The 18,177-nt window shown below is 72.8% G+C and carries 14 protein-coding genes; 9 read left to right on the top strand and 5 right to left on the bottom strand.

Annotated features, from left to right (window positions below; genetic code table 11):
- Positions 1-10 precede the first annotated feature (10 nt).
- On the bottom strand, positions 11-1,318 hold the full coding sequence (locus tag ACFVSL_RS03000) for a TetR/AcrR family transcriptional regulator (RefSeq protein ID WP_386938362.1): 1,308 nt from the start codon (positions 1,316-1,318) through the stop codon (positions 11-13).
- Positions 1,319-1,466: 148 nt separating this feature from the next.
- Between ACFVSL_RS03000 and ACFVSL_RS02995 the strand changes: the two genes are divergently transcribed.
- Both ACFVSL_RS02995 and ACFVSL_RS02990 read left to right on the top strand, forming a co-directional pair.
- Positions 1,467-3,041 carry a long-chain-fatty-acid--CoA ligase gene (locus ACFVSL_RS02995; protein WP_386938360.1) on the top strand — a complete coding sequence of 525 codons (1,575 nt, stop codon included), beginning with the start codon at positions 1,467-1,469 and terminating at the stop codon, positions 3,039-3,041.
- A gap of 2 nt (positions 3,042-3,043) precedes the next feature.
- Entirely contained in the window at positions 3,044-4,717 is a 1,674-nt protein-coding gene (locus ACFVSL_RS02990) for an alcohol dehydrogenase catalytic domain-containing protein (RefSeq protein WP_386939312.1), read from the top strand.
- A 102-nt stretch (positions 4,718-4,819) separates the two neighbouring features.
- On the opposite strand, the gene ACFVSL_RS02985 is transcribed toward ACFVSL_RS02990, so the two are convergent.
- Complete coding sequence (locus ACFVSL_RS02985; RefSeq protein ID WP_386938359.1) at positions 4,820-5,653, bottom strand: SDR family oxidoreductase; 834 nt, start codon at positions 5,651-5,653, stop codon at positions 4,820-4,822.
- On the bottom strand, positions 5,637-6,953 hold the full coding sequence (locus ACFVSL_RS02980) for an acyl-CoA dehydrogenase family protein (protein WP_386938358.1): 1,317 nt from the start codon (positions 6,951-6,953) through the stop codon (positions 5,637-5,639). The genes ACFVSL_RS02985 and ACFVSL_RS02980 overlap by 17 nt, the downstream gene beginning before the upstream one ends.
- A gap of 218 nt (positions 6,954-7,171) precedes the next feature.
- Between ACFVSL_RS02980 and ACFVSL_RS02975 the strand changes: the two genes are divergently transcribed.
- The 4 genes from ACFVSL_RS02975 to ACFVSL_RS02960 are packed head-to-tail and all read left to right on the top strand — an operon-like array spanning position 7,172 to position 12,789.
- Positions 7,172-8,347: an acyl-CoA dehydrogenase family protein gene (locus tag ACFVSL_RS02975; RefSeq protein ID WP_386938356.1), complete on the top strand. Its 1,176-nt coding sequence runs from the start codon at positions 7,172-7,174 to the stop codon at positions 8,345-8,347.
- 11 nt (positions 8,348-8,358) lie between these two features.
- On the top strand, positions 8,359-9,567 hold the full coding sequence (locus ACFVSL_RS02970; protein ID WP_386938354.1) for an acetyl-CoA C-acetyltransferase: 1,209 nt from the start codon (positions 8,359-8,361) through the stop codon (positions 9,565-9,567).
- A 39-nt stretch (positions 9,568-9,606) separates the two neighbouring features.
- Positions 9,607-11,796, top strand: a complete 2,190-nt coding sequence (locus ACFVSL_RS02965) for a 3-hydroxyacyl-CoA dehydrogenase NAD-binding domain-containing protein (protein WP_386938352.1) — start codon at positions 9,607-9,609, stop codon at positions 11,794-11,796.
- A gap of 9 nt (positions 11,797-11,805) precedes the next feature.
- Positions 11,806-12,789, top strand: a complete 984-nt coding sequence (locus tag ACFVSL_RS02960) for an NAD(P)H-dependent flavin oxidoreductase (RefSeq protein ID WP_386938350.1) — start codon at positions 11,806-11,808, stop codon at positions 12,787-12,789.
- 66 nt (positions 12,790-12,855) lie between these two features.
- Here ACFVSL_RS02960 and ACFVSL_RS02955 read toward each other — a convergent pair whose 3' ends face one another.
- Positions 12,856-13,506, bottom strand: coding sequence for a TetR/AcrR family transcriptional regulator (locus ACFVSL_RS02955; RefSeq protein WP_386938348.1), 651 nt, complete (start codon positions 13,504-13,506; stop codon positions 12,856-12,858).
- An 84-nt stretch (positions 13,507-13,590) separates the two neighbouring features.
- On the opposite strand from ACFVSL_RS02955, the gene ACFVSL_RS02950 reads away from it, so the two are divergent.
- Positions 13,591-14,334: a formylglycine-generating enzyme family protein gene (locus ACFVSL_RS02950; protein ID WP_386938346.1), complete on the top strand. Its 744-nt coding sequence runs from the start codon at positions 13,591-13,593 to the stop codon at positions 14,332-14,334.
- Between the two features lie 100 nt (positions 14,335-14,434).
- Here ACFVSL_RS02950 and ACFVSL_RS02945 read toward each other — a convergent pair whose 3' ends face one another.
- Positions 14,435-16,231, bottom strand: a complete 1,797-nt coding sequence (locus ACFVSL_RS02945; protein WP_386938344.1) for an acyl-CoA dehydrogenase — start codon at positions 16,229-16,231, stop codon at positions 14,435-14,437.
- A 170-nt stretch (positions 16,232-16,401) separates the two neighbouring features.
- Here ACFVSL_RS02945 and ACFVSL_RS02940 point away from each other — a divergent pair, with 170 nt between their 5' ends.
- Positions 16,402-17,178 carry an electron transfer flavoprotein subunit beta/FixA family protein gene (locus ACFVSL_RS02940; RefSeq protein ID WP_386938342.1) on the top strand — a complete coding sequence of 259 codons (777 nt, stop codon included), beginning with the start codon at positions 16,402-16,404 and terminating at the stop codon, positions 17,176-17,178.
- A gap of 10 nt (positions 17,179-17,188) precedes the next feature.
- Positions 17,189-18,175, top strand: coding sequence for an electron transfer flavoprotein subunit alpha/FixB family protein (locus ACFVSL_RS02935; RefSeq protein ID WP_386938340.1), 987 nt, complete (start codon positions 17,189-17,191; stop codon positions 18,173-18,175).
- Positions 18,176-18,177: the final 2 nt, after the last annotated feature.

Below are 18,177 nucleotides of genomic sequence, written 5' to 3'. Positions count from 1 at the left end.
GGGCGCGCGGTCAGGCGCTCGGGGTCGGTCCGTACGTCGGGCCGACCCCGAGGGCCGAGCGCACGAGGGCCGACACGACCGCCCGGTTCGACTCCGACGGCGCGAAGTGCAGCAGCCGCCCGATGTCGACGACCACGTTGAGCCCTGCGTGCACGCGGAACCGCGCCTCCGCGGCCGAGAGCTCGGGGCGCACCGCCCGCAGCAGGGCCGTCCACTCGTCGACGTGGTTGCGCTGCAGCGTGCGCAGCCGCTCCTGCTCGGCGAGCGGCAGCGCTCCGGCGTCGGAGAAGTACACGCTCATCAGATCGTGGTTCGTGAAGCTGTGGGCGACGTACGCGTCGACGAGCCGGTCGAGCCCGATCGCGGGGGAGTCGGAGCGCCCGAGGGCGTCGGCGGTGGTGGCGACGAGGCGCTCGCTCGCACGAAGGCACGCCTCGAGCAGCAGGTCGGACTTGCTCGCGAAGTGCCGGTAGAAGCCGGAGGTCGTGAGGCCGACGGCGGCGCTCAGGTCTTCGATGCCGGTGTCGTGGTAGCCGCGGCGGTGGAAGAGCACGAGCGCCTCGCGGACGATGAGCTCGCGCTTCGAGGTGCTCGGCAGCCCGGCCGGGTCGGCGGCGGGGGCGTCGACGCGCGCGGGCAGCACGGTCTCGGCGACGTCGTGCGAGGCGGTCAGCAGCAGCTCGGCGAGCGGTCGCCGGGGAAGGCTCGTGTGGTGGGCGGTGATGCTCGCGACGACGCTCAGCACGCCCGCGGCGAGCAGCATGCCGTCGTCGTGCGCGACGGGCCGCCCCTCGGCGCGGCGCATGGGCTCGAGCGCCCGGGCGACGCGGGCGGTGAGCTCGACGAAGTCGTCGCGGATGCGGGATCGGTCGTCGGGCTCGAGGTAGCGCCCCTCCCAGCGGTACAGGCCGCCGGTGCGGCGGTTCTCGATGGTGACCGCCGTGACCGCCGCGACGATCTCGTCGAAGCGGGCGCGCGCGGCGTCGCTCGCGTCGGTCGCCTGCGTCGCGTGCCCGCGGTGGTCGGGGTGGTCGGGGTCGGATGCCCCGCCCGCGCCGGGTGCCGCGTCGATGCCCTCGGTCGCATCGAGGAGCCCGTGCGCGAGGCGTTCGGCGGCGTCGACGAAGAGGGCGTACTTGTTGGGGAAGTGGCGGTAGAGCGCCGGCGCCGAGATGCCCACGGCCGCGGCGACGTCGCCCATGCTCACCTGGTGGTAGCCGCGCTCGGAGAAGGCCTCGGCGGCCGCCATCGCGATCTTCTGCCGCCGGTCCTTCGGCCTGGTGCGGCCGGGAACGGTGGTCGCTTCGATCGCACTCATCGCCTCAGGCTATCGCAGGCGATCCGAGATAGGTGAATCGTGATTAACAAAAAGCGTGACATCCTGCGCCGCGCGTTGCATACTGGCTTCACCTCGCCCGCCGACCCGACCGGCGGACGTACAGCGACGTACGAAAGGGACCCCCGACATGAGCACCGCCGCCCAGACCATCCCGCCGGCCGTCCGCCGCAACCACTGGATGGCGCAGGTCGCGACCCACGCGACCAACCGGCCCGAGGCGACCGCCTTCAAGTACCTCGGCCGCACGACGAGCTGGCGCGAGGTGCACGAGCGCGTGACGCACCTCGCCGCCGCGCTCCGGCGCCGCGGCGTCGCCGAGGGCGACCGGGTACTGCTGCTCACCCTCAACAGCCCCGAGGTCGTCGAGGCCGTCTTCGCCGTCAACACCCTCGGCGCGATCGCCGTGCCGATCAACGTGCGCCTGACGCCGCCCGAGATCGCCTACATCGTCGACGACGCCGATGCCTCGGTCATCATCGTCGACGCGCCGCTCGCCCCGCTCGTCGGCGTCGTCTCGGGCATCACGCAGCGCCTCACCCGCGTGCTCGTGCTCGGCGAGGCCGGCGAGGGCCAGGAGTCGGTGCCCGAGCTCATCGGCGAGCCGCTCGACGGCTTCGAGGCGCCCGACGTCGCCGAGGACGCGACGGCCCTCATCATGTACACCTCCGGCACGACCGGGCGCCCGAAGGGCGCCATGCTCGACCACCTCAACCTCGCCGCGCAGGCGCTCACCTGCATCCGCGCGAACGCCGTGGTCGACGAGAGCGACATCTCGTTCATGACCGCGCCGCTCTTCCACATCGCCGGGCTCGGCTCGATCGCGCCGAACTTCATCATCGGCATCCCGACCGTCATCCACCCGCTCGGCGCCTTCGACCCGGCCGCGATCGTCGACGCCTGGGAGGCCGAGCGCGCGACCATCGTGTTCAACGTCCCGCAGCAGTGGCAGGCGATCTGCGCGCTGCCCGGCATCCGCGAACGCGACCTCGCCCTCCGCATCATCAGCTGGGGCGCCGCCCCCGCCTCCGACACGCTCCTGCGCCAGATGGAGGACTGCTTCCCGAACGCGATGAACGTCGCCGTCTTCGGCCAGACCGAGATGTCGCCGATCACCTGCGTACTGCGCGGGCCCGACTCGCTGCGCAAGCTCGGCTCGGTGGGCCGGCCGATCCCCACGATCCAGTCCCGCGTCGTCGACGACGAGATGAACGACGTGGCGACCGGCGAGGTCGGCGAGATCGTGTACCGGGGCCCGACCATGATGAAGGGGTACTGGCGCAAGCCCGTCGAGACCGCCGAGGCCTTCGAGGGCGGCTGGTTCCATTCGGGCGACCTCGTCCGGCAGGACGACGAGGGCTTCGTCTGGGTCGTCGACCGCAAGAAGGACATGATCATCTCCGGCGGCGAGAACGTGTACTGCGCCGAGGTCGAGAACGTGCTCGCCGCGCACCCCGAGATCCTCGACGTCGCCGTGTACGGTCGCGCCGACGAGCGCTGGGGCGAGGTGCCGGTCGCCGCGCTCGTGGTCGCGCCGGGGGCGCAGGTCACCGCCGAGAGCCTGGCCGGGTTCCTCGCCGACCGGCTCGCCCGCTTCAAGCAGCCCAAGCACGTCGTCGTGCTCGAGGTGCTGCCGCGCAACGCCGGCGGCAAGGTGAACAAGGTCGCGCTCCGGGCGGCCGATCGCGAACTCACCCCGGCGTGACCATGACGGCGGCGGTGGCGGCGCTCGTGCGCGAGGCCGGCGGCGGGCCCGCGCTCGCCGAGGTGTCGCTCGCCGAGCCCGGCGAACACGAGATCGTGGTGCGGGTGCGCGCCTCGGGGGTCTGCCCGACCGACCTGTTCGGCATCGACGGCGGGGCGGGCGACCGCTTCCCGGCGGTGTTCGGGCACGAGGGCGCCGGGCTCGTCGAGGCCGTCGGCCGTTCGGTCACCGCCTTCGCGCCCGGCGACCGCGTCGCCCTCGGATTCGCTTCGTGCGGCGCCTGCGCCGCCTGCCGCGACGGCCACCCCGCCTACTGCGACCGCTTCGCCGCGCTCAACTACGCCGCGCGGGCGGGGGCGGCCGGTGCCGCCGGCGAGCCGGTGACGACGGGGTGGATGGGTCAGTCCGCCTGGGCCACGCACGTCGTCGTCGACGAGGGCAGCGCGGTCGCGATCGGCGAGGATGTCCCGTGGCCGGTCGCCGCGGCGCTCGGCTGCGGCGTGCTCACCGGAGCGGGAGCGGTGTTCAACGTGCTGCGCCCCGGCCCCGCCGACGCGCTCCTCGTGATCGGAGCGGGCACGACGGGGCTCGCCGCCGTCATGGCCGCGGCGCACCGCGGCGTCGCGCGCGTCGTCGTGAGCGACCCGCTCGCCGAGCGCCGCGCGCTCGCACTCGAGCTCGGCGCGAGCGAGGCCGTCGCACCGGGCGACCTCGCCGCGCTGCTTCCCGGCGCGCCGTTCACGCACGCGCTCGACACCGTCGGGTCCGAGCCGGCGATCGACGCCGCACTGACGGCGATCGCGTCGCGCGGCGTCGTCGCGACGGTCGCGCTGAAGCCGGGCTCCAACCGCGTCGCGGTCTCGCAGACGCGGCTGCTGTGGGGCCGCACGCTCACGGGCGTCATCGAGGGCGATGCCGCGGTCGCCCGCGACGTGCCGATGCTCGCTGCGCTGTGGCGGGCGGGGCGGCTGCCCGTCGAGCAGCTCATCACCACCTACGCCTTCGACGACGTCGAGACGGCGGTCGCCGACGCCCGCGGCGGCCGCGTCGTCAAGCCCGTGCTCGAGATGCCCGGCGGCCACCGATCGGCGGCGGCCGGCTCGTCGACGGCCGGCTCCGCGACGTCGCGCTCGGCGGACGACGCCCGTGACGCGGGCGCCCACGAACCCGCTCGGTCGGTGACACAGCCCCGGCCGGGCGAACTGCTCGCGGCCCTCGCCGAAGGCCGGGTCGCCCCCGACGACCTGCCCCGCATCTGGCGCTCGCTGCCCGCGGTCGATCCCGCCGAGCTGCGCGGGCTCTGGCGCGGCACCGGCCTCAGCACGCTGCATCCCGCTCATCGCCTGCTCTCGAAGAGCCGCTGGTACGGCAAGCTGTTCCGCTCGGCCGACGACGTGGCGCCGATCGTGCGCGAGACCGACGACGGATCGCTCGTCATCGACGCCGCGCTCGCTCGCGGCGGGGCCAGCCTCTCGCGGGCCGAGCACGACGGCGTGCTGACGGCGGCGATGTCGTACGACGGCCAGCCGATCGTCGACCTGTTCGTGCGGATCGGCCCCGGCGCCGTGCTCGGGGTCATGACCGGCCGCCGCGCGCTCGATGACGGGCGCGCCTACTACTTCGTGCTCGAGCACGCCGCCGACCGCGAGGTGCGCGACGAGGCCGGCGAACGGTAGCGGCAGCGGCACGAGCACGGGTGGTGCCGGCCGCCCGACGCGACCGCGCCGTGGCACGGGCCAGTGCTCGGCTCCCGGGCGGGAGCGACCGCCCTCACGGCCTCACGCTCCCCGGAGTCCGCCCTGGGCCCGGTGCACTGCGATCGTCGGCACCGCCGCGTTGCGGGAGAGGCGGGTGAGCGAGACCGCGAGCTCGGCGAGGTCGGTCGCCCGGATCATGTCGGCCGGGGCGATCTCGTCGTGCTTCCAGGCCGCCATGTCGGTGTCGACGTAGCCGGGGCAGAGGGCGGTCGCGCTGACGCCGGTCGCCGCCTCTTCCAGGCAGATCGACTCGCAGAGCGAGACCACGGCGGCCTTCGTCGCGCTGTAGGCCGCGAGATCCGGCTCGGCCATGAGCCCGGCGAGCGACGCGAGGGCGATGACGCGTGCGCCGCGCGGCTCGCCGACCGCCGTGCGCCTGAGCAGGGGGAGCGCGGCCGCGACCATCGCGAAGGTGCCGCGCAGGTTCAGCGCGTAGTGCTTGTCGACGCGGCGCAGCGGCGTCTCGGCGATGGGGCTCGCGAAGCCCATCCCCGCGTTGAGCACGAGCGCGTCGAGCCGCCCCCAGGCCTTCTCGTGGTGGGCGACGAGCCGATCGATCGCCTCGGGATCGGCGGCGTCGGCCTCGACGGCGACCACGCGGGCGCCGCGGGCCGCGAGCGCGGCGGAGGCCGCGTCGAGCGCGTCGCGCGAACGCGCGGCGATCGTGAGGGAGAAGCCCTCGGCGGCGAGCCGTTCGGCGATCGCGAGCCCGATGCCGCGCGAACCGCCGGTCACGAGCGCGGCTCGGCGCGGTGCGCTCGCCGCGGCGGGCGAAGGCACGTCGGCGGCGTCAGCGGCGGCGTCAGCGGCGTCGTCGGCGCCGTCGGCGTGGGTGCGGTCAGCGGGCGAGGTCATGGCGGAGTCCCTTCCGGTGGAGGCGCGCGGCGCGCTTCGCGATCGACCAGCGATGCGTCTCGCTGGATCCGTCGTAGATGCGGAACGGGCGCACCTCGCGCCAGTACCGCGCGAGCAGCAGCTCCTCCGAGACGCCCTGGCCGCCGGCGAGCTGCATGCTGCGGTCGACGACGCGGCCCACCGCCTCGGCGACGAAGGTCTTCGCGATCGAGGATGCCGCGCCCGGGTCGGCGGCGCCGAGGTCGGCGCCGGGCGCGACCGCGGCGGGCGACTCCGCGGCATCCAGTACGCGAGCCGTCTCGCGCACGAGCGCCCGGGCCGCCGCGAGGTCGATCTCGTTGTCGGCGAGGTGCTGCTGGGCGAGGCCGAGATCGGCGATCGGCGAGCCGAAGGCGCGGCGGTCGACGACGTGCGCGAGCGCGAGGTCGTGGGCGCGGGCCGCGAGCCCGAGCCAGCGCATGCAGTGCGTGAGGCGTGCGGGGGCGAGCCGCACCTGCGCCGCCTCGAATCCCCGATCGACCTCGCCGAGCACGGCCGAGTCGGGCACGAGGCATCCGTCGAATCGAACGACGCTGTGGCCGCCGTAGAGTCCCGCGTCGAGCGTGCGCACGTCGCGGACGACCGTCATGCCGGGGGTTCCGCCTGCGACGAGGAACATCGTCGCGCCCCCCGCGTCGCCGGGCTCGCCCGAGGTGCGCGCGAGGCAGATGACGAGGCCGGCCTCGCGGGCGCCCGTGATGAACCACTTCTCGCCGGTGATGCGCCAGCCGCCCGCGACGCGCTCGGCGCGCGTCGTGAGCGCCCGAGGGTCGCTGCCCGCGCCGGGCGGCGGCTCGGTCATGGCGAACGCCGAGTGGAGGTCGCCGGCGGCGAGCGGGCGGAGCCAGCGTTCGCGCTGCTCGTCGGAGGCCGCCTCGAGGAGGAGGTGCATGTTGCCCTCGTCGGGGGCCGCGATGTTGAGTGCGATCGGCCCGAAGAGCGAGTACCCCGCGGCCTCGAAGACGGCGGCGCGCTCGAGGTGCCCGAGTCCGCGGCCGCCCCAGGCGGGCGGCAACTGCGGCACGAGCAGGCCCGCCGCGCGCGCGGCGGCCTGGAGCTCGCGGCGGAGTGCGCGCTCGCCGGCATCGATGCCGCCGCCACGATCGGCGCCCCCGGTGCTCCCCGCGCCCGCGCCGTGGGCGTCCTCGTGGGCCCGGTGCAGCACGCCCTGCTCGGCGATCTCGACGGGGATGACCTCGTCGCGCACGAAGTCGCGCACCCGGCGCACGAGCGCGTCGGCGGTCGGTTCGGTCTCGTGCACTGCGCATCCTCGCGTCGGCTCGGCGGTCGCGGCCGCATCGCGGCTACGTCTTCGCATCGGGATTCGAAAACCCGATGAGCCGATTCTGCGAGACAGCAAGCCGGACGGCAAGAGGATCGGCGAAGATTTTCTAATCCAATATAGAAAATGCTCGAAGTTCGTCGTAGAGTCGTCGCAGGCCGGGGCGTCGACCCCGATGATCGAGGGAGATCGAGCACATGCCCCAGACGACGCTCGCCGCGGCGGACCGAGTCCGCACCGTCTACGACGAGGAGCACGAGCAGTTCCGCGCGCTCGTGAGGGAGTTCGTCGACACCCACGCGGCCCCCCACGCCGATCGCTGGGAGGCCGAGGGCCGCGTCGACCGCGAACTGTTCACCAGGGCCGCCGAGGCGGGACTGCTCGGCTTCACCATCCCCGAGGAGTACGGCGGCGGCGGCACCGACGACTTCCGCTTCAACGCGGTCATGGGCGAGGAGCTCGCCCGCAACCCCGTGACGAGCGGCATGGCGGGCATCGCCCTGTCGAACGACATCGTCATCCCGTACTTCCTCGAGCTCACGAACGACGAGCAGAAGGCGCGCTGGCTGCCCGGCATCGCGGCGGGCGAGCTCGTCACGGCCGTGGCCATGACCGAGCCGGGCACCGGCAGCGACCTCGCCGGCATCCGCACCTCCGCGGTGCGCGACGGCGACGACTACGTCGTCAACGGCACGAAGATCTTCATCTCGAACGGGCAGAACGCCGACCTCGTCGTCACCGCCGTGCGCACGAGCGACGACCCGCACCAGGGGCTCAGCCTCCTCGTCATCCCGACCGAGCTGCCGGGCTTCTCGCGCGGACGCAACCTCGAGAAGATCGGGCTGCACGCGCAGGACACCTCCGAGCTCGTCTTCGTCGACGTGCGGGTGCCCGTCGCGAACCTGCTCGGCGCCGAGGGGCAGGGCTTCCTCGGGCTGATGCGCAACCTGCCGCAGGAGCGGCTCTCGATCGCGGCCGCCGCCGTCGCCTCGAGCGAGGGCGTCGTCGAGCGCACGCTCGCCTACGTGAAGGAGCGCCAGGCGTTCGGCACCTCGATCGGCTCGTTCCAGAACACCCGCTTCGAGCTCGCCGAGATGCACACGGCCGTGCAGGTGAGCCGGGCGTACATCGACCAGTGCATCGTGCGCCACGCGAACGGCGAGCTCTCGGCCGAAGACGCCGCAGCGGCGAAGTTCTGGACGACCGAGCAGTACGTGCAGATCGTCGGCCGCTGCCTGCAGCTGCACGGCGGCTACGGCTACATGCGCGAGTACCGCATCGCGCGCGACTACGAGGACGCGCGCATCACGACCATCTACGGCGGCACCACCGAGATCATGAAGCAGATCGTCGGCCGGGGCTTGGGACTCTGAGGGAGCATCGCATGGGCGAGGCATACATCTACGACGCCGTGCGCACGCCGCGCGGCAGGAACCGCGGCGGCGCGCTCCGCGGCACCAAGCCGGTCGACCTCGTCGTCGGCCTCATCGACGCCGTCGTCGAGCGCAACCCCGGGCTCGATCCGAACGCGATCGACGACCTCGTGCTCGGCGTCGTCTCGCCGATCGGCGAGCAGGGCGGCGACATCGCCCGCACCGCGGCGCTCGTCGCAGGTCTCCCCGAGACCGTCGCGGGCGTGCAGCTCAACCGCTTCTGCGCCTCGGGCCTCGAGGCGGTGAACGTCGCCGCGCAGAAGGTCGCCTCGGGCTTCGAGGACCTGGTGATCGCGGGCGGCGTCGAGTCGATGTCGCGGGTGCCCATCGGCTCCGACGGGGGCGCCTACGCGCAGGACCCGACGACGAACTACGACCTCCACTTCGTGCCGCAGGGCATCGGCGCCGACCTCATCGCGACCATCGACGGCTTCTCCCGCGACGACGTCGACGCCTACGCGGCCGAGTCGCAGCGCCGCGCCGAACAGGCCTGGAGCAACGGCTGGTTCGACCGCTCGGTCGTGCCGGTGCGCGACCAGAACGGCGTCACCCTGCTCGAGACCGACGAGCACCGCCGCCCCGGCACCACCACCGCGACCCTCGGCGAGCTGCCGGCCTCGTTCGCCGCGCTCGGCGAGAACGCCGGCTTCGACGCGGTCGCCCTGCAGAAGTACCACGCCCTCGAGCGCGTCTCGCACGTGCACACGGCCGGCAACTCCTCGGGCATCGTCGACGGCGCCGCGCTCGTCGTCGTCGGCAGCCGCGAGATCGGCGAGCGCTTCGGCCTGACCCCGCGCGCCCGCATCGTCGCGACGGCTGTCACGGGCTCCGAGCCGACGATCATGCTCACCGGTCCGACCCCCGCGACGCGCAAGGTGCTCGACCGGGCCGGGCTCACCGTCGACGACATCGATCTCTTCGAGCTCAACGAGGCCTTCGCGGCGGTCGTCATGCGCTGGATGGGCGACCTCGACATCCCCCACGAGAAGGTCAACGTCAACGGCGGCGCGATCGCCATGGGGCATCCCCTCGGCGCCACCGGCGCGATGATCCTCGGCACCCTGCTCGACGAGCTCGAGCGCCGAGACCTCCGGCGCGGGCTCGCGACGCTCTGCGTCGGCGCCGGAATGGGCATCGCGACCGTCATCGAGCGGGTCTGACCACCGCGCACCCGCGGAACGAACTGAGAAGAGGCATCCATGACCAGCACCATCGAGGACGTCCGCGTGGCCGAGGGCTACGACTGGCAGCAGCACGACGACGGCATCGTCGTCATCACCCTCGACGACCCCGACAGCGTCGTCAACACCATGAACGCGCACTTCGTCGCCTCGCTGCGCGCGACCGTCGACCGGCTCGAGGCCGAGCGCGAGGGCATCACCGGGGTGATCCTCGTCTCGGCCAAGCGCAGCTGGTTCGCCGGCGGCGACCTCAACCTGCTGCGCGCGGCCGACCCGGCGAACTCGGCGGCCGAGACCGCCCACATCGACGCCGTCAAGCACGACATGCGGCGCCTCGAACTGCTCGGCCTGCCCGTCGTCGCGGCCATGAACGGCACCGCGCTCGGCGGCGGCCTCGAGGTCGCCCTCGCCTGCCACCGCCGCATCGCGGTCGACGCGAAGGGCGCGCAGTTCGGCGTGCCCGAGGTGACCCTCGGCCTGCTGCCGGGCGGCGGCGGCATCACCCGCCTCGTGCGCATGCTGGGGCTCCAGCGGGCGCTCGCCGAGGTGATCCTGCCCGGCACGAAGTTCGGCCCGCGCGACGCGCTGGCCGTCGGCATCGTCGACGAGCTGGTCGCCTCCGACGCCGAGCTCATGCCGGCCGCGAAGGCGTGGATCGCCGCGCACCCGACGGCGGCGAAGCCGTGGGACGAGCCCGGGTTCACGATCCCGGGCGGTGCGCCGAACTCGCCCTCCGTGGCCTCCATGCTGCCCGCGATGCCCGCGCTGCTGCGCAAGCAGCTCAAGGGCTCGCCCATGCCCGCACCTCGGGCCGCGATGGCCGCCGCGGTCGAGGGCGCCTACGTCGACTTCGACACCGCCTCGAAGATCGAGACCCGCTACCTCGTCTCGCTCACGCACACGCAGGTCGCGAAGAACATGATCAAGGCCTTCTTCTTCGACCTCCAGCACATCAACGCGGGAGGCAGCCGCCCCGACGGGTTCCCGAAGCACACGGCCCGCAAGGTCGGCGTCATCGGCGCCGGCATGATGGGCGCGGCGATCGCGTACGTCTCGGCCAGGGCCGGCATCGAGGTCGTCCTGAAGGATGTCTCGACCGACGCCGCCGAGCGAGGCAAGGACTACTCGCGTGGACTCGAGGAGCGCGCGCTCGCCCGCGGCACGACCACGCCCGAGCGCTCGGCCGAACTCCTCGCCCGCATCACGCCGACCGGCGACGCGGCCGACTTCGCGGGCGTCGACTTCGTGATCGAGGCCGTGTTCGAGTCGGTGCCCGTCAAGCAGGGCGTGTTCCACGAGATCCAGCACGTCGTCGAGCCCGACGCCGTGCTCGGCTCGAACACCTCGACGCTGCCGATCTCGCTGCTCGCCGAGGGCGTCGAACGCAGCGACGACTTCATCGGCATCCACTTCTTCTCGCCCGTCGACAAGATGCCGCTCGTCGAGATCGTGCGCGGCGAGCGCACGAGCGACGCGGTGCTCGCGAAGACCTTCGACTTCGTGCAGCAGATCCGCAAGACCCCGATCGTCGTGAACGACGCCCGCGGCTTCTTCACCTCGCGCGTCATCGGCGAGTTCATCGCCGAGGCCGTCGCCGCGGTCGGGGAGGGGGTCGAGCCCGCGTCGATCGAGCAGGCCGCCCTCCAGGCCGGCTACCCGGCCGGGGCGCTGCAGCTGCTCGACGAGCTCACTCTCTCGCTCACGCAGAAGATCCGTCGCGAGACGCAGGAGGCCGTCGTCGCCGAGGGCGGCGAGTGGACCGAGCACGCCTCGCACGCCGTCGTCGACTGGATGATCGACGTCGAGGGCCGGACCGGCCGCAAGGCGGGGCGCGGCTTCTACGACTACGACGCCGACGGCCGGCGCCTCGGCATCTGGCCGGGCCTGCGCGAGCACTTCGGCTCGGGCCGCACCGTGCTGCCGCTCGTCGACCTCCAGGAGCGCATGCTCTTCGCCGAGGCGATCGACGCGATCCGCTGCCTCGACGACGGCGTGCTCACGAGCGTCGCCGACGCCAACATCGGCTCGATCTACGGCATCGGGTTCCCCGCCTGGACGGGTGGAGTGCTGCAGTACGTCAACCAGTACGACGGCGGACCGCAGGGTTTCGTCGACCGGGCCCGCGAGCTCGCGGCGGCGTACGGCGATCGGTTCCTGCCCCCGGCGTCGCTCGTCGAGCGCGCCGCCGCAGGCGAGACCTACGAATAGGAGAGACGGATGCTCACCACGCGATTCACCGAGGCGCTCGGCATCGAGCACCCCGTCGTGCAGGGCGGCATGATGTGGGTCGGCCGCGCCGAGCTCGCGGCCGCCGTCTCCGAGGCCGGCGGCCTCGGCATCATCACCGCGCTCACCCAGCCGACGCCCGCCGACCTGGTGCGCGAGGTCGAGCGGGCGCGCACGATGACCGACAAGCCGATCGGCGTGAACCTCACGATCCTGCCGTCGATCAACCCGCCGCCGTACGACGAGTACCGCAGGGCGATCATCGACTCGGGGGTCACGATCGTCGAGACCGCCGGGTCGAACCCCGAGCCGCACGTCGAGGCGTTCGCGCCGCACGGCATCCGCGTGATCCACAAGTGCACGAGCGTGCGGCACGCGCTGAAGGCCGAGCGCGTGGGCGTCACGGCGGTCTCGATCGACGGCTTCGAGTGCGCCGGTCACCCCGGCGAGGACGACGTGCCCGGGCTCGTGCTCATCCCGGCTGCGGCCGACGCGCTCTCGATCCCCTTCATCGCCTCGGGCGGCATCGCCGACGGGCGCGGCCTCGCGGCCGCCCTCGCGCTCGGCGCCGACGGTGTCAACATGGGCTCGCGGTTCATGTGCACGGTCGAGTCGCCGATCTCCCGGGTGGTGAAGGAGCGGATCGTCGCGGCATCCGAGCTCGACACCAACCTCATCTTCCGGAGCCTGCGCAACACCGCTCGTGTCGCGAAGAACGCGGTGAGCGACGAGGTCGTCGAGATCCTCGCGCAGGGCGGCGAGTTCGCCGACATCCGCGAGCTCGTCGCCGGTGCGCGCGGCCGGAAGGTCTTCGAGGACGGCGAGCTCGACGCCGGCATCTGGACGGTCGGGCTCGTGCAGGGGCTCATCCGCGACATCCCCCGCGCGGGCGAGGTGGTGCGGCGCGTCGTCGCCGACGCCGAGGAGGTGCTGCGCGCCCGGATCGCGCAGTTCGGGGTGCCGGTCACGGCGTGACCCCGTCACCTCATGGGCCGGTGCCGTGTCCCTCCCCGACGCGGTGCCGGCCGGTCCCGGCGGCGGCTACCGCTGCGGCAGCGCCATGCCGTAGCGCACCATGTCCTGCGTGGCGCCGATGAGGTCCTCGAGGGTGCGGTGGCGCGGGTTCCACCACTCGGCCGCCCAGTTCATCGCCCCGAGCAGCAGCAGCCGCGACACCGAGATGTCGAGGTCGGGACGCAGCTGTCCCGCGTCCATCGCGTCGTTCAGCAGGTCGCGCCAGAGCTTCGCGTAGACGGCCTCCTCGGCCGCCGCCTTCGCGCGCAGGCCTTCGGGCACCTGGTTCGCGTTGCGGATCGAGGCGGTCGTGTAGTCGGAGATCAGCAGCTCGTAGCGCAGGTGCGCCTCGACGGCGGTGAGGATGCGATCGAGGGGCGTCGTCTCGGCGGGCAGCGCAGCGAGCTCGTCGACGACGTGCAGGTGCACCCGCGCTGCGCCGACCCACATGACCTCTTCGATGAGCTCGTCGCGCGAGGCGAAGTGGTAGTAGATCGTCGGGGCCTGCAGGTTCGCGTGCGCGGCGACGTCGACGAGTCGGGTTCCCGCGTAGCCCTTGCGGCTCAGCACGTGCGCGGCGGAGTCGAGGATGCGCTCGCGCGTGCGCGCCGACTTGCTCGCCGTCCTGCCCGCGAGCGTCTTCGTCGGTGCAGCTGCGTCGTCGACCGGATTCGCCATGATTTCGAATCATAGTTAGATTTCGTGGCGCGGGGGAGGGGCGGCAGGCGGTCGCGGTCGCCGCACCCGTGCGAGACTGCCCGGATGACCGACATCGAGCTCGCCCGCATCGAGGCGGGCAGCGTGACCCTGCACGACGCCCGTCGCAAGGTGCGCCGGAACGTCGAACTCGAGCCGTTCGAGATCGGGGTGTACCCGGTCACCCAGGCGCAGCTCGGCGAGCTGCTCGGCGAGACCGCCGCGCATCCGCGGAGGCCGGCCGGCGACGTCAGCTGGCTCCGCGCCGTGCGGTTCTGCAACGCGGCCTCCGAGTGGGAGGGCCTCGACCCGGCGTACTCGTTCGACGGCGAGGAGGTCTCGTGGCACGTCGACTCCGACGGCTACCGGCTGCCCACCGAGGCGGAGTGGGAGTTCGCCTGTCGTGCCGGCTCGACCGGTCCGCACTACGGGCCGCTCGCCGAGGTCGCATGGACCGCGGCGGACGGCGTGACCACGCCCCAGCCGATCGGGGGGCGGCTGCCGAACCTCAACGGCCTCTTCGACACGCTCGGCAACGTGTGGGAGTGGTGCTGGGACCTGCTGGACCCCGCCCGCTACGACGACTACCGCGTCTTCCGCGGCGGCGGCTTCGCCGACGACGCCTGGAGCGTGCGCGCGTCGACCCGCCGGGGCGGGGCACCGCGCATGCACCACGAGGACCTCGGGTTCCGCGTCGCCCGCGGCGGCTTCGACTCGGAGGATGCCGCGCAGGGCTGGTCTGCGGCCGCCGATCGCGAGCGCGCCGACGTCGACGGGCCGCTGCCGCCCGGATGGACGCCGCGGCGCTGAGCATCCTGGCGGCCTCGCGGACCATCGCACGCCGAACGCCGGAAGGCCCGGCACCTCGATCGAGGTGCCGGGCCTTCCGCGTTCGAGCCGTCGCGTGCGGTCAGACGCGAACCCCGCGCGCCACCGCGTCGCCGAGCGCGTCGGCGTCGAGGGCGAAGAGGTCGCGCGAACCGGCCGTCGCCGCGCCGACGAGACCGGCGGCCTGCGGCAGCAGCTGCTCGGCGTAGAAGCGGGCGAGCGGCAGCTGCGTCTCGGCGATGCCGTCGGCGTCGAGGCCGCGGGCGGCCAGCGCCGACTTCGCGAGCAGCCAGCCGCCGATGACGAGGCCCCAGATGCGCTGGTACGGGCTCGAGCCCGAGAGCACCGCGTTCGGGTCGGTCGCGCCGGTGCGGAGCATCCACGCGGTGGTCTGCTCGAGGGCGTCGAGCTGGGCGTTCAGGTTGCTGCGGATCGAGGCGAACTCCTCGCCCGCGGCGGCCAGCTCGGCGTCGAGCCCGCGCATGCTCGCGATGAACTCGAGGGCGCTCGCGCCGTCGCGCACCGGGAGCTTGCGGGCCACGAGGTCGGCGGCCTGGATGCCGTTGGTGCCCTCGTAGATCGCGGCGATGCGCACGTCGCGGTAGTGCTGGGCGGCCCCGGTCTCCTCGATGAAGCCCATGCCGCCGTGGATCTGCAGCGCGAGCGAGGTGAGCTCGTTGCCGAGGTCGGTGCCGAACGACTTGCAGATCGGGGTGAGCAGGCCGACGATCTCGTTGGCGCGGGCGCGCACGGCGGGGTCGGGGTTGTTCGTCGACTGGTCGGTGTACGTCGCGTTCAGCAGCATCATGCGGCGCATCGCGGCGATGTACGCCTTCTGCGTCATGAGCATGCGTCGCACGTCGGGGAAGTCGATGATGGGGGAGTCGCTCGTCGCGCCGACCGCGCGGCCCTGGATGCGCTCCTGCGCGTAGTCGAGCGACTGCTGGTAGGCGCGCTCGGCGACGGCGAGGCCCTGCGTGCCGACCGAGAGGCGGGCGCTGTTCATCATGACGAACATGATGCGCATGCCGATGTTCTCCTCGCCGATGAGGTAGCCGGTCGCGTCCTCGTAGGAGAGCACGCAGGTGGGCGAACCGTGGATGCCCATCTTGTGCTCGACGCCGACGGTGTGCACGCCGTTGCGCTCGCCGAGCGAGCCGTCGTCGTTCATGAGGAACTTCGGCACGATGAAGATCGAGATGCCGCGGGTGCCGGCGGGCGCGTCGGGCGTGCGGGCCAGCACGAGGTGCACGATCTGCTCGCTCATGTCGTGGTCGCCGAAGGTGATGAAGATCTTCTGGCCGGTGATGCCGTAGCTGCCGTCGGCCCGCTTGACGGCCTTCGTCGTGAGCGCGCCCACGTCGCTGCCGGCGTGCGGCTCGGTGAGGTTCATGGTGCCCGACCACTCGCCCGAGACCATCTTCGGCAGCCACTGCTGCTTCTGCTCGTCGCTGCCGTAGTGCAGGAGGGCCTCGATCGCGCCCTGCGTGAGCAGCGGGGCCAGCGAGAACGCCATGTTGGAGGTCATCATGAGCTCCTGGATGGCGAGGCCCACCGAGCGCGGGAAGTTGCCGCCGCCGTACTCCTCGGGCAGCGGGACCGAACCCCAGCCGGCGTCGACGTAGGCGGCGTAGGCCTCCTTGAAGCCGGTGGCCGTGGTGACGGTGCCGTCGGGGTTCAGCGTCGAACCCTCGAGGTCTCCGGCGCGGTTGGTCGGGGCCACCACCTCGGCCATGAAGCTGCCGACCTCGTCGAGGATCTCGGACACCGTCTCCATGTCGGCGTGCTCGAATCCGGGCAGCTGTGCGACGGCGTCGTAGTCGACGACGTGCTCGAGGGCGAAGGCGATGTCTGCAACAGGGGGTCGGAATCCGCTCATGCCCGCAGCGTAACCCCGGCACGCCGCGCGCCGGCCGGGAACTGTGGGGGTTCCACGAGGCATCCGTCGCCCGCTCCGACGGCTTTGGCGATACGCCACAAAAGAGTGCCGTATCCAGGCAAGCAAGTGCTTGGTTAGGATGGAGCGACTCGCGTGCACAAGGGAGCGGAATGAAGATCGTCGTCCTGGTCAAGGAGGTCCCCGACACCTACGGGGACCGCAAGCTGAACCTGCAGACCGGCCTCGCCGATCGTGCGGCGAGCGACACGGTGCTCGACGAGATCGGCGAGCGCGCCCTCGAGGTCGCGCTGTCGTACGCCGACGCGAACGCCGGCACCGAGGTGGTCGTGCTCTCGATGTCGCCCGAATCGGCGGCGGCGACGGTGCGGAAGGGCCTCGCCATGGGCGCGTCCTCGGCCGTGCAGCTCGTCGACGAGGCGCTCGTCGGCGCCGACCTCGGGCTCACCGCCGAAGCGCTCGCCGCGACGCTGCAGCACATCGGGTACGACCTGGTGATCGCGGGCAACGAGTCGACCGACGGCTCGGGCGGCGTGCTGCCGGCGATGATCGCCGAACTCCTCGACGTGCCGAACGCGACGAGCCTGAACACGGTCGAGATCGCCGACGGCGAGGTGCGCGGCGAGCGCGCCAGCGACCACGGCACGATGCAGGTCACGGCGTCGCTCCCCGCGGTGGTCTCGATCACCGAACGCCTGCCCGACGCCAGGTTCCCGAACTTCAAGGGCATCATGGCCGCGAAGAAGAAGCCGTTCGAGACCCTCTCGCTCGCCGAGGTCGGCGTCGACGCCGACACCGTCGAGGCGTCGCGCTCGATCATGATCTCTCTCGCCGAGAAGCCGCCGCGCACGGCGGGCACCAAGATCGTCGACGAGGGCGACGCCGGTGAGCGCCTCGCCGAGTACCTCGTCCAGAACCGGCTCGCGTAAGGAATCGACGATGACTGACTACAAGGCCGACTCGATCCTCGTCCTCCTCGACCTCCTGCCCTCGGGCGGGCTCGCCAAGAGCGCCGCCGGGCTCCTCGGCGCCGCGGCCGGCGTCGGCACCCCCGTCGCCCTGCTCCTCGCCGCGGCCGGCGAGGGCGAGCAGGCCGCGACGGATGCCGCCGCGCTCGGCGCGGCCCACGTGCTCGTGGCCGAGCACGCCGAGGCCGGTGCGCAGCTGACCGTGCCCGCCGCCGACGCCCTCGCCGCGGCGGCCGACGTCGTGCGGCCCGATGCCGTGCTCGTCTCGAACTCCATCGAGGGGCGCGAGGCCGCGGCGCGCTTCGCGGCGCGTTCGCGCTCGGGCCTCGCCGTCGACGCCGTCGGGGTCTCCCGCGACGCCGAGGGCGTCGTCGCCCACCACTCCGTCTACGGCGGGGCCTACAACGTCGACTCCGCCGTCACCTGGGGCGCCCCCGTCATCACCGTTCGCGAGGGCGCGGTCGACGCCCGCGCGGAGGCGCGGCCCGCCTCGATCGAGCGGCTCGCGGTCGAGGCATCCGGCCGTCGTGCCGCGGTGATCGGCAGCGTCGAGGAGGCCGTCGTCACCTCGTCGCGCCCCGAGCTGCGCGGCGCGGCGAAGGTCGTCTCGGGCGGCCGGGGTCTCGGGTCGGAGGAGCAGTTCGCACTCGTCGACCAGCTCGCCGACGTGCTCGGCGCCGCGGTCGGCGCCTCGCGCGCGGCCGTCGACGCGGGCTACGTGCCGCAGTCGTACCAGGTCGGCCAGACCGGCGTCTCGGTCTCGCCGCAGCTCTACATCGCCCTCGGCATCTCGGGAGCAATCCAGCACCGGGCCGGCATGCAGACGGCGAAGACGATCGTCGCGATCAACAAGGACGCGGACGCCCCGATCTTCGAGATCGCGGACTTCGGCATCGTGGGCGACCTGTTCACGGTCGTGCCGCAGCTGATCGCCGCGCTCGAGGCGCGGAAGGCGTAGCC

The organism is Agromyces sp. NPDC058064, assembly GCF_042885275.1.
Classification (GTDB): Bacteria; Actinomycetota; Actinomycetes; order Actinomycetales; family Microbacteriaceae; genus Agromyces.
This window is presented reverse-complemented; position numbering and strand designations above follow the sequence as displayed.

What these genes read in the sequence shown, in the direction of transcription:
- ACFVSL_RS03000 (WP_386938362.1), bottom strand. Translation starts at nt 1,318, where the DNA reads ATGAGTGCGATCGAAGCGACCACCGTTCCCGGCCGCACCAGGCCGAAG.
- ACFVSL_RS02995 (WP_386938360.1), top strand. Translation starts at nt 1,467, where the DNA reads ATGAGCACCGCCGCCCAGACCATCCCGCCGGCCGTCCGCCGCAACCAC.
- ACFVSL_RS02990 (WP_386939312.1), top strand. Translation starts at nt 3,044, where the DNA reads ATGACGGCGGCGGTGGCGGCGCTCGTGCGCGAGGCCGGCGGCGGGCCC.
- ACFVSL_RS02985 (WP_386938359.1), bottom strand. Translation starts at nt 5,653, where the DNA reads ATGACCTCGCCCGCTGACCGCACCCACGCCGACGGCGCCGACGACGCC.
- ACFVSL_RS02975 (WP_386938356.1), top strand. Translation starts at nt 7,172, where the DNA reads ATGCCCCAGACGACGCTCGCCGCGGCGGACCGAGTCCGCACCGTCTAC.
- ACFVSL_RS02970 (WP_386938354.1), top strand. Translation starts at nt 8,359, where the DNA reads ATGGGCGAGGCATACATCTACGACGCCGTGCGCACGCCGCGCGGCAGG.
- ACFVSL_RS02965 (WP_386938352.1), top strand. Translation starts at nt 9,607, where the DNA reads ATGACCAGCACCATCGAGGACGTCCGCGTGGCCGAGGGCTACGACTGG.
- ACFVSL_RS02960 (WP_386938350.1), top strand. Translation starts at nt 11,806, where the DNA reads ATGCTCACCACGCGATTCACCGAGGCGCTCGGCATCGAGCACCCCGTC.
- ACFVSL_RS02955 (WP_386938348.1), bottom strand. Translation starts at nt 13,506, where the DNA reads ATGGCGAATCCGGTCGACGACGCAGCTGCACCGACGAAGACGCTCGCG.
- ACFVSL_RS02950 (WP_386938346.1), top strand. Translation starts at nt 13,591, where the DNA reads ATGACCGACATCGAGCTCGCCCGCATCGAGGCGGGCAGCGTGACCCTG.
- ACFVSL_RS02945 (WP_386938344.1), bottom strand. Translation starts at nt 16,231, where the DNA reads ATGAGCGGATTCCGACCCCCTGTTGCAGACATCGCCTTCGCCCTCGAG.
- ACFVSL_RS02940 (WP_386938342.1), top strand. Translation starts at nt 16,402, where the DNA reads ATGAAGATCGTCGTCCTGGTCAAGGAGGTCCCCGACACCTACGGGGAC.
- ACFVSL_RS02935 (WP_386938340.1), top strand. Translation starts at nt 17,189, where the DNA reads ATGACTGACTACAAGGCCGACTCGATCCTCGTCCTCCTCGACCTCCTG.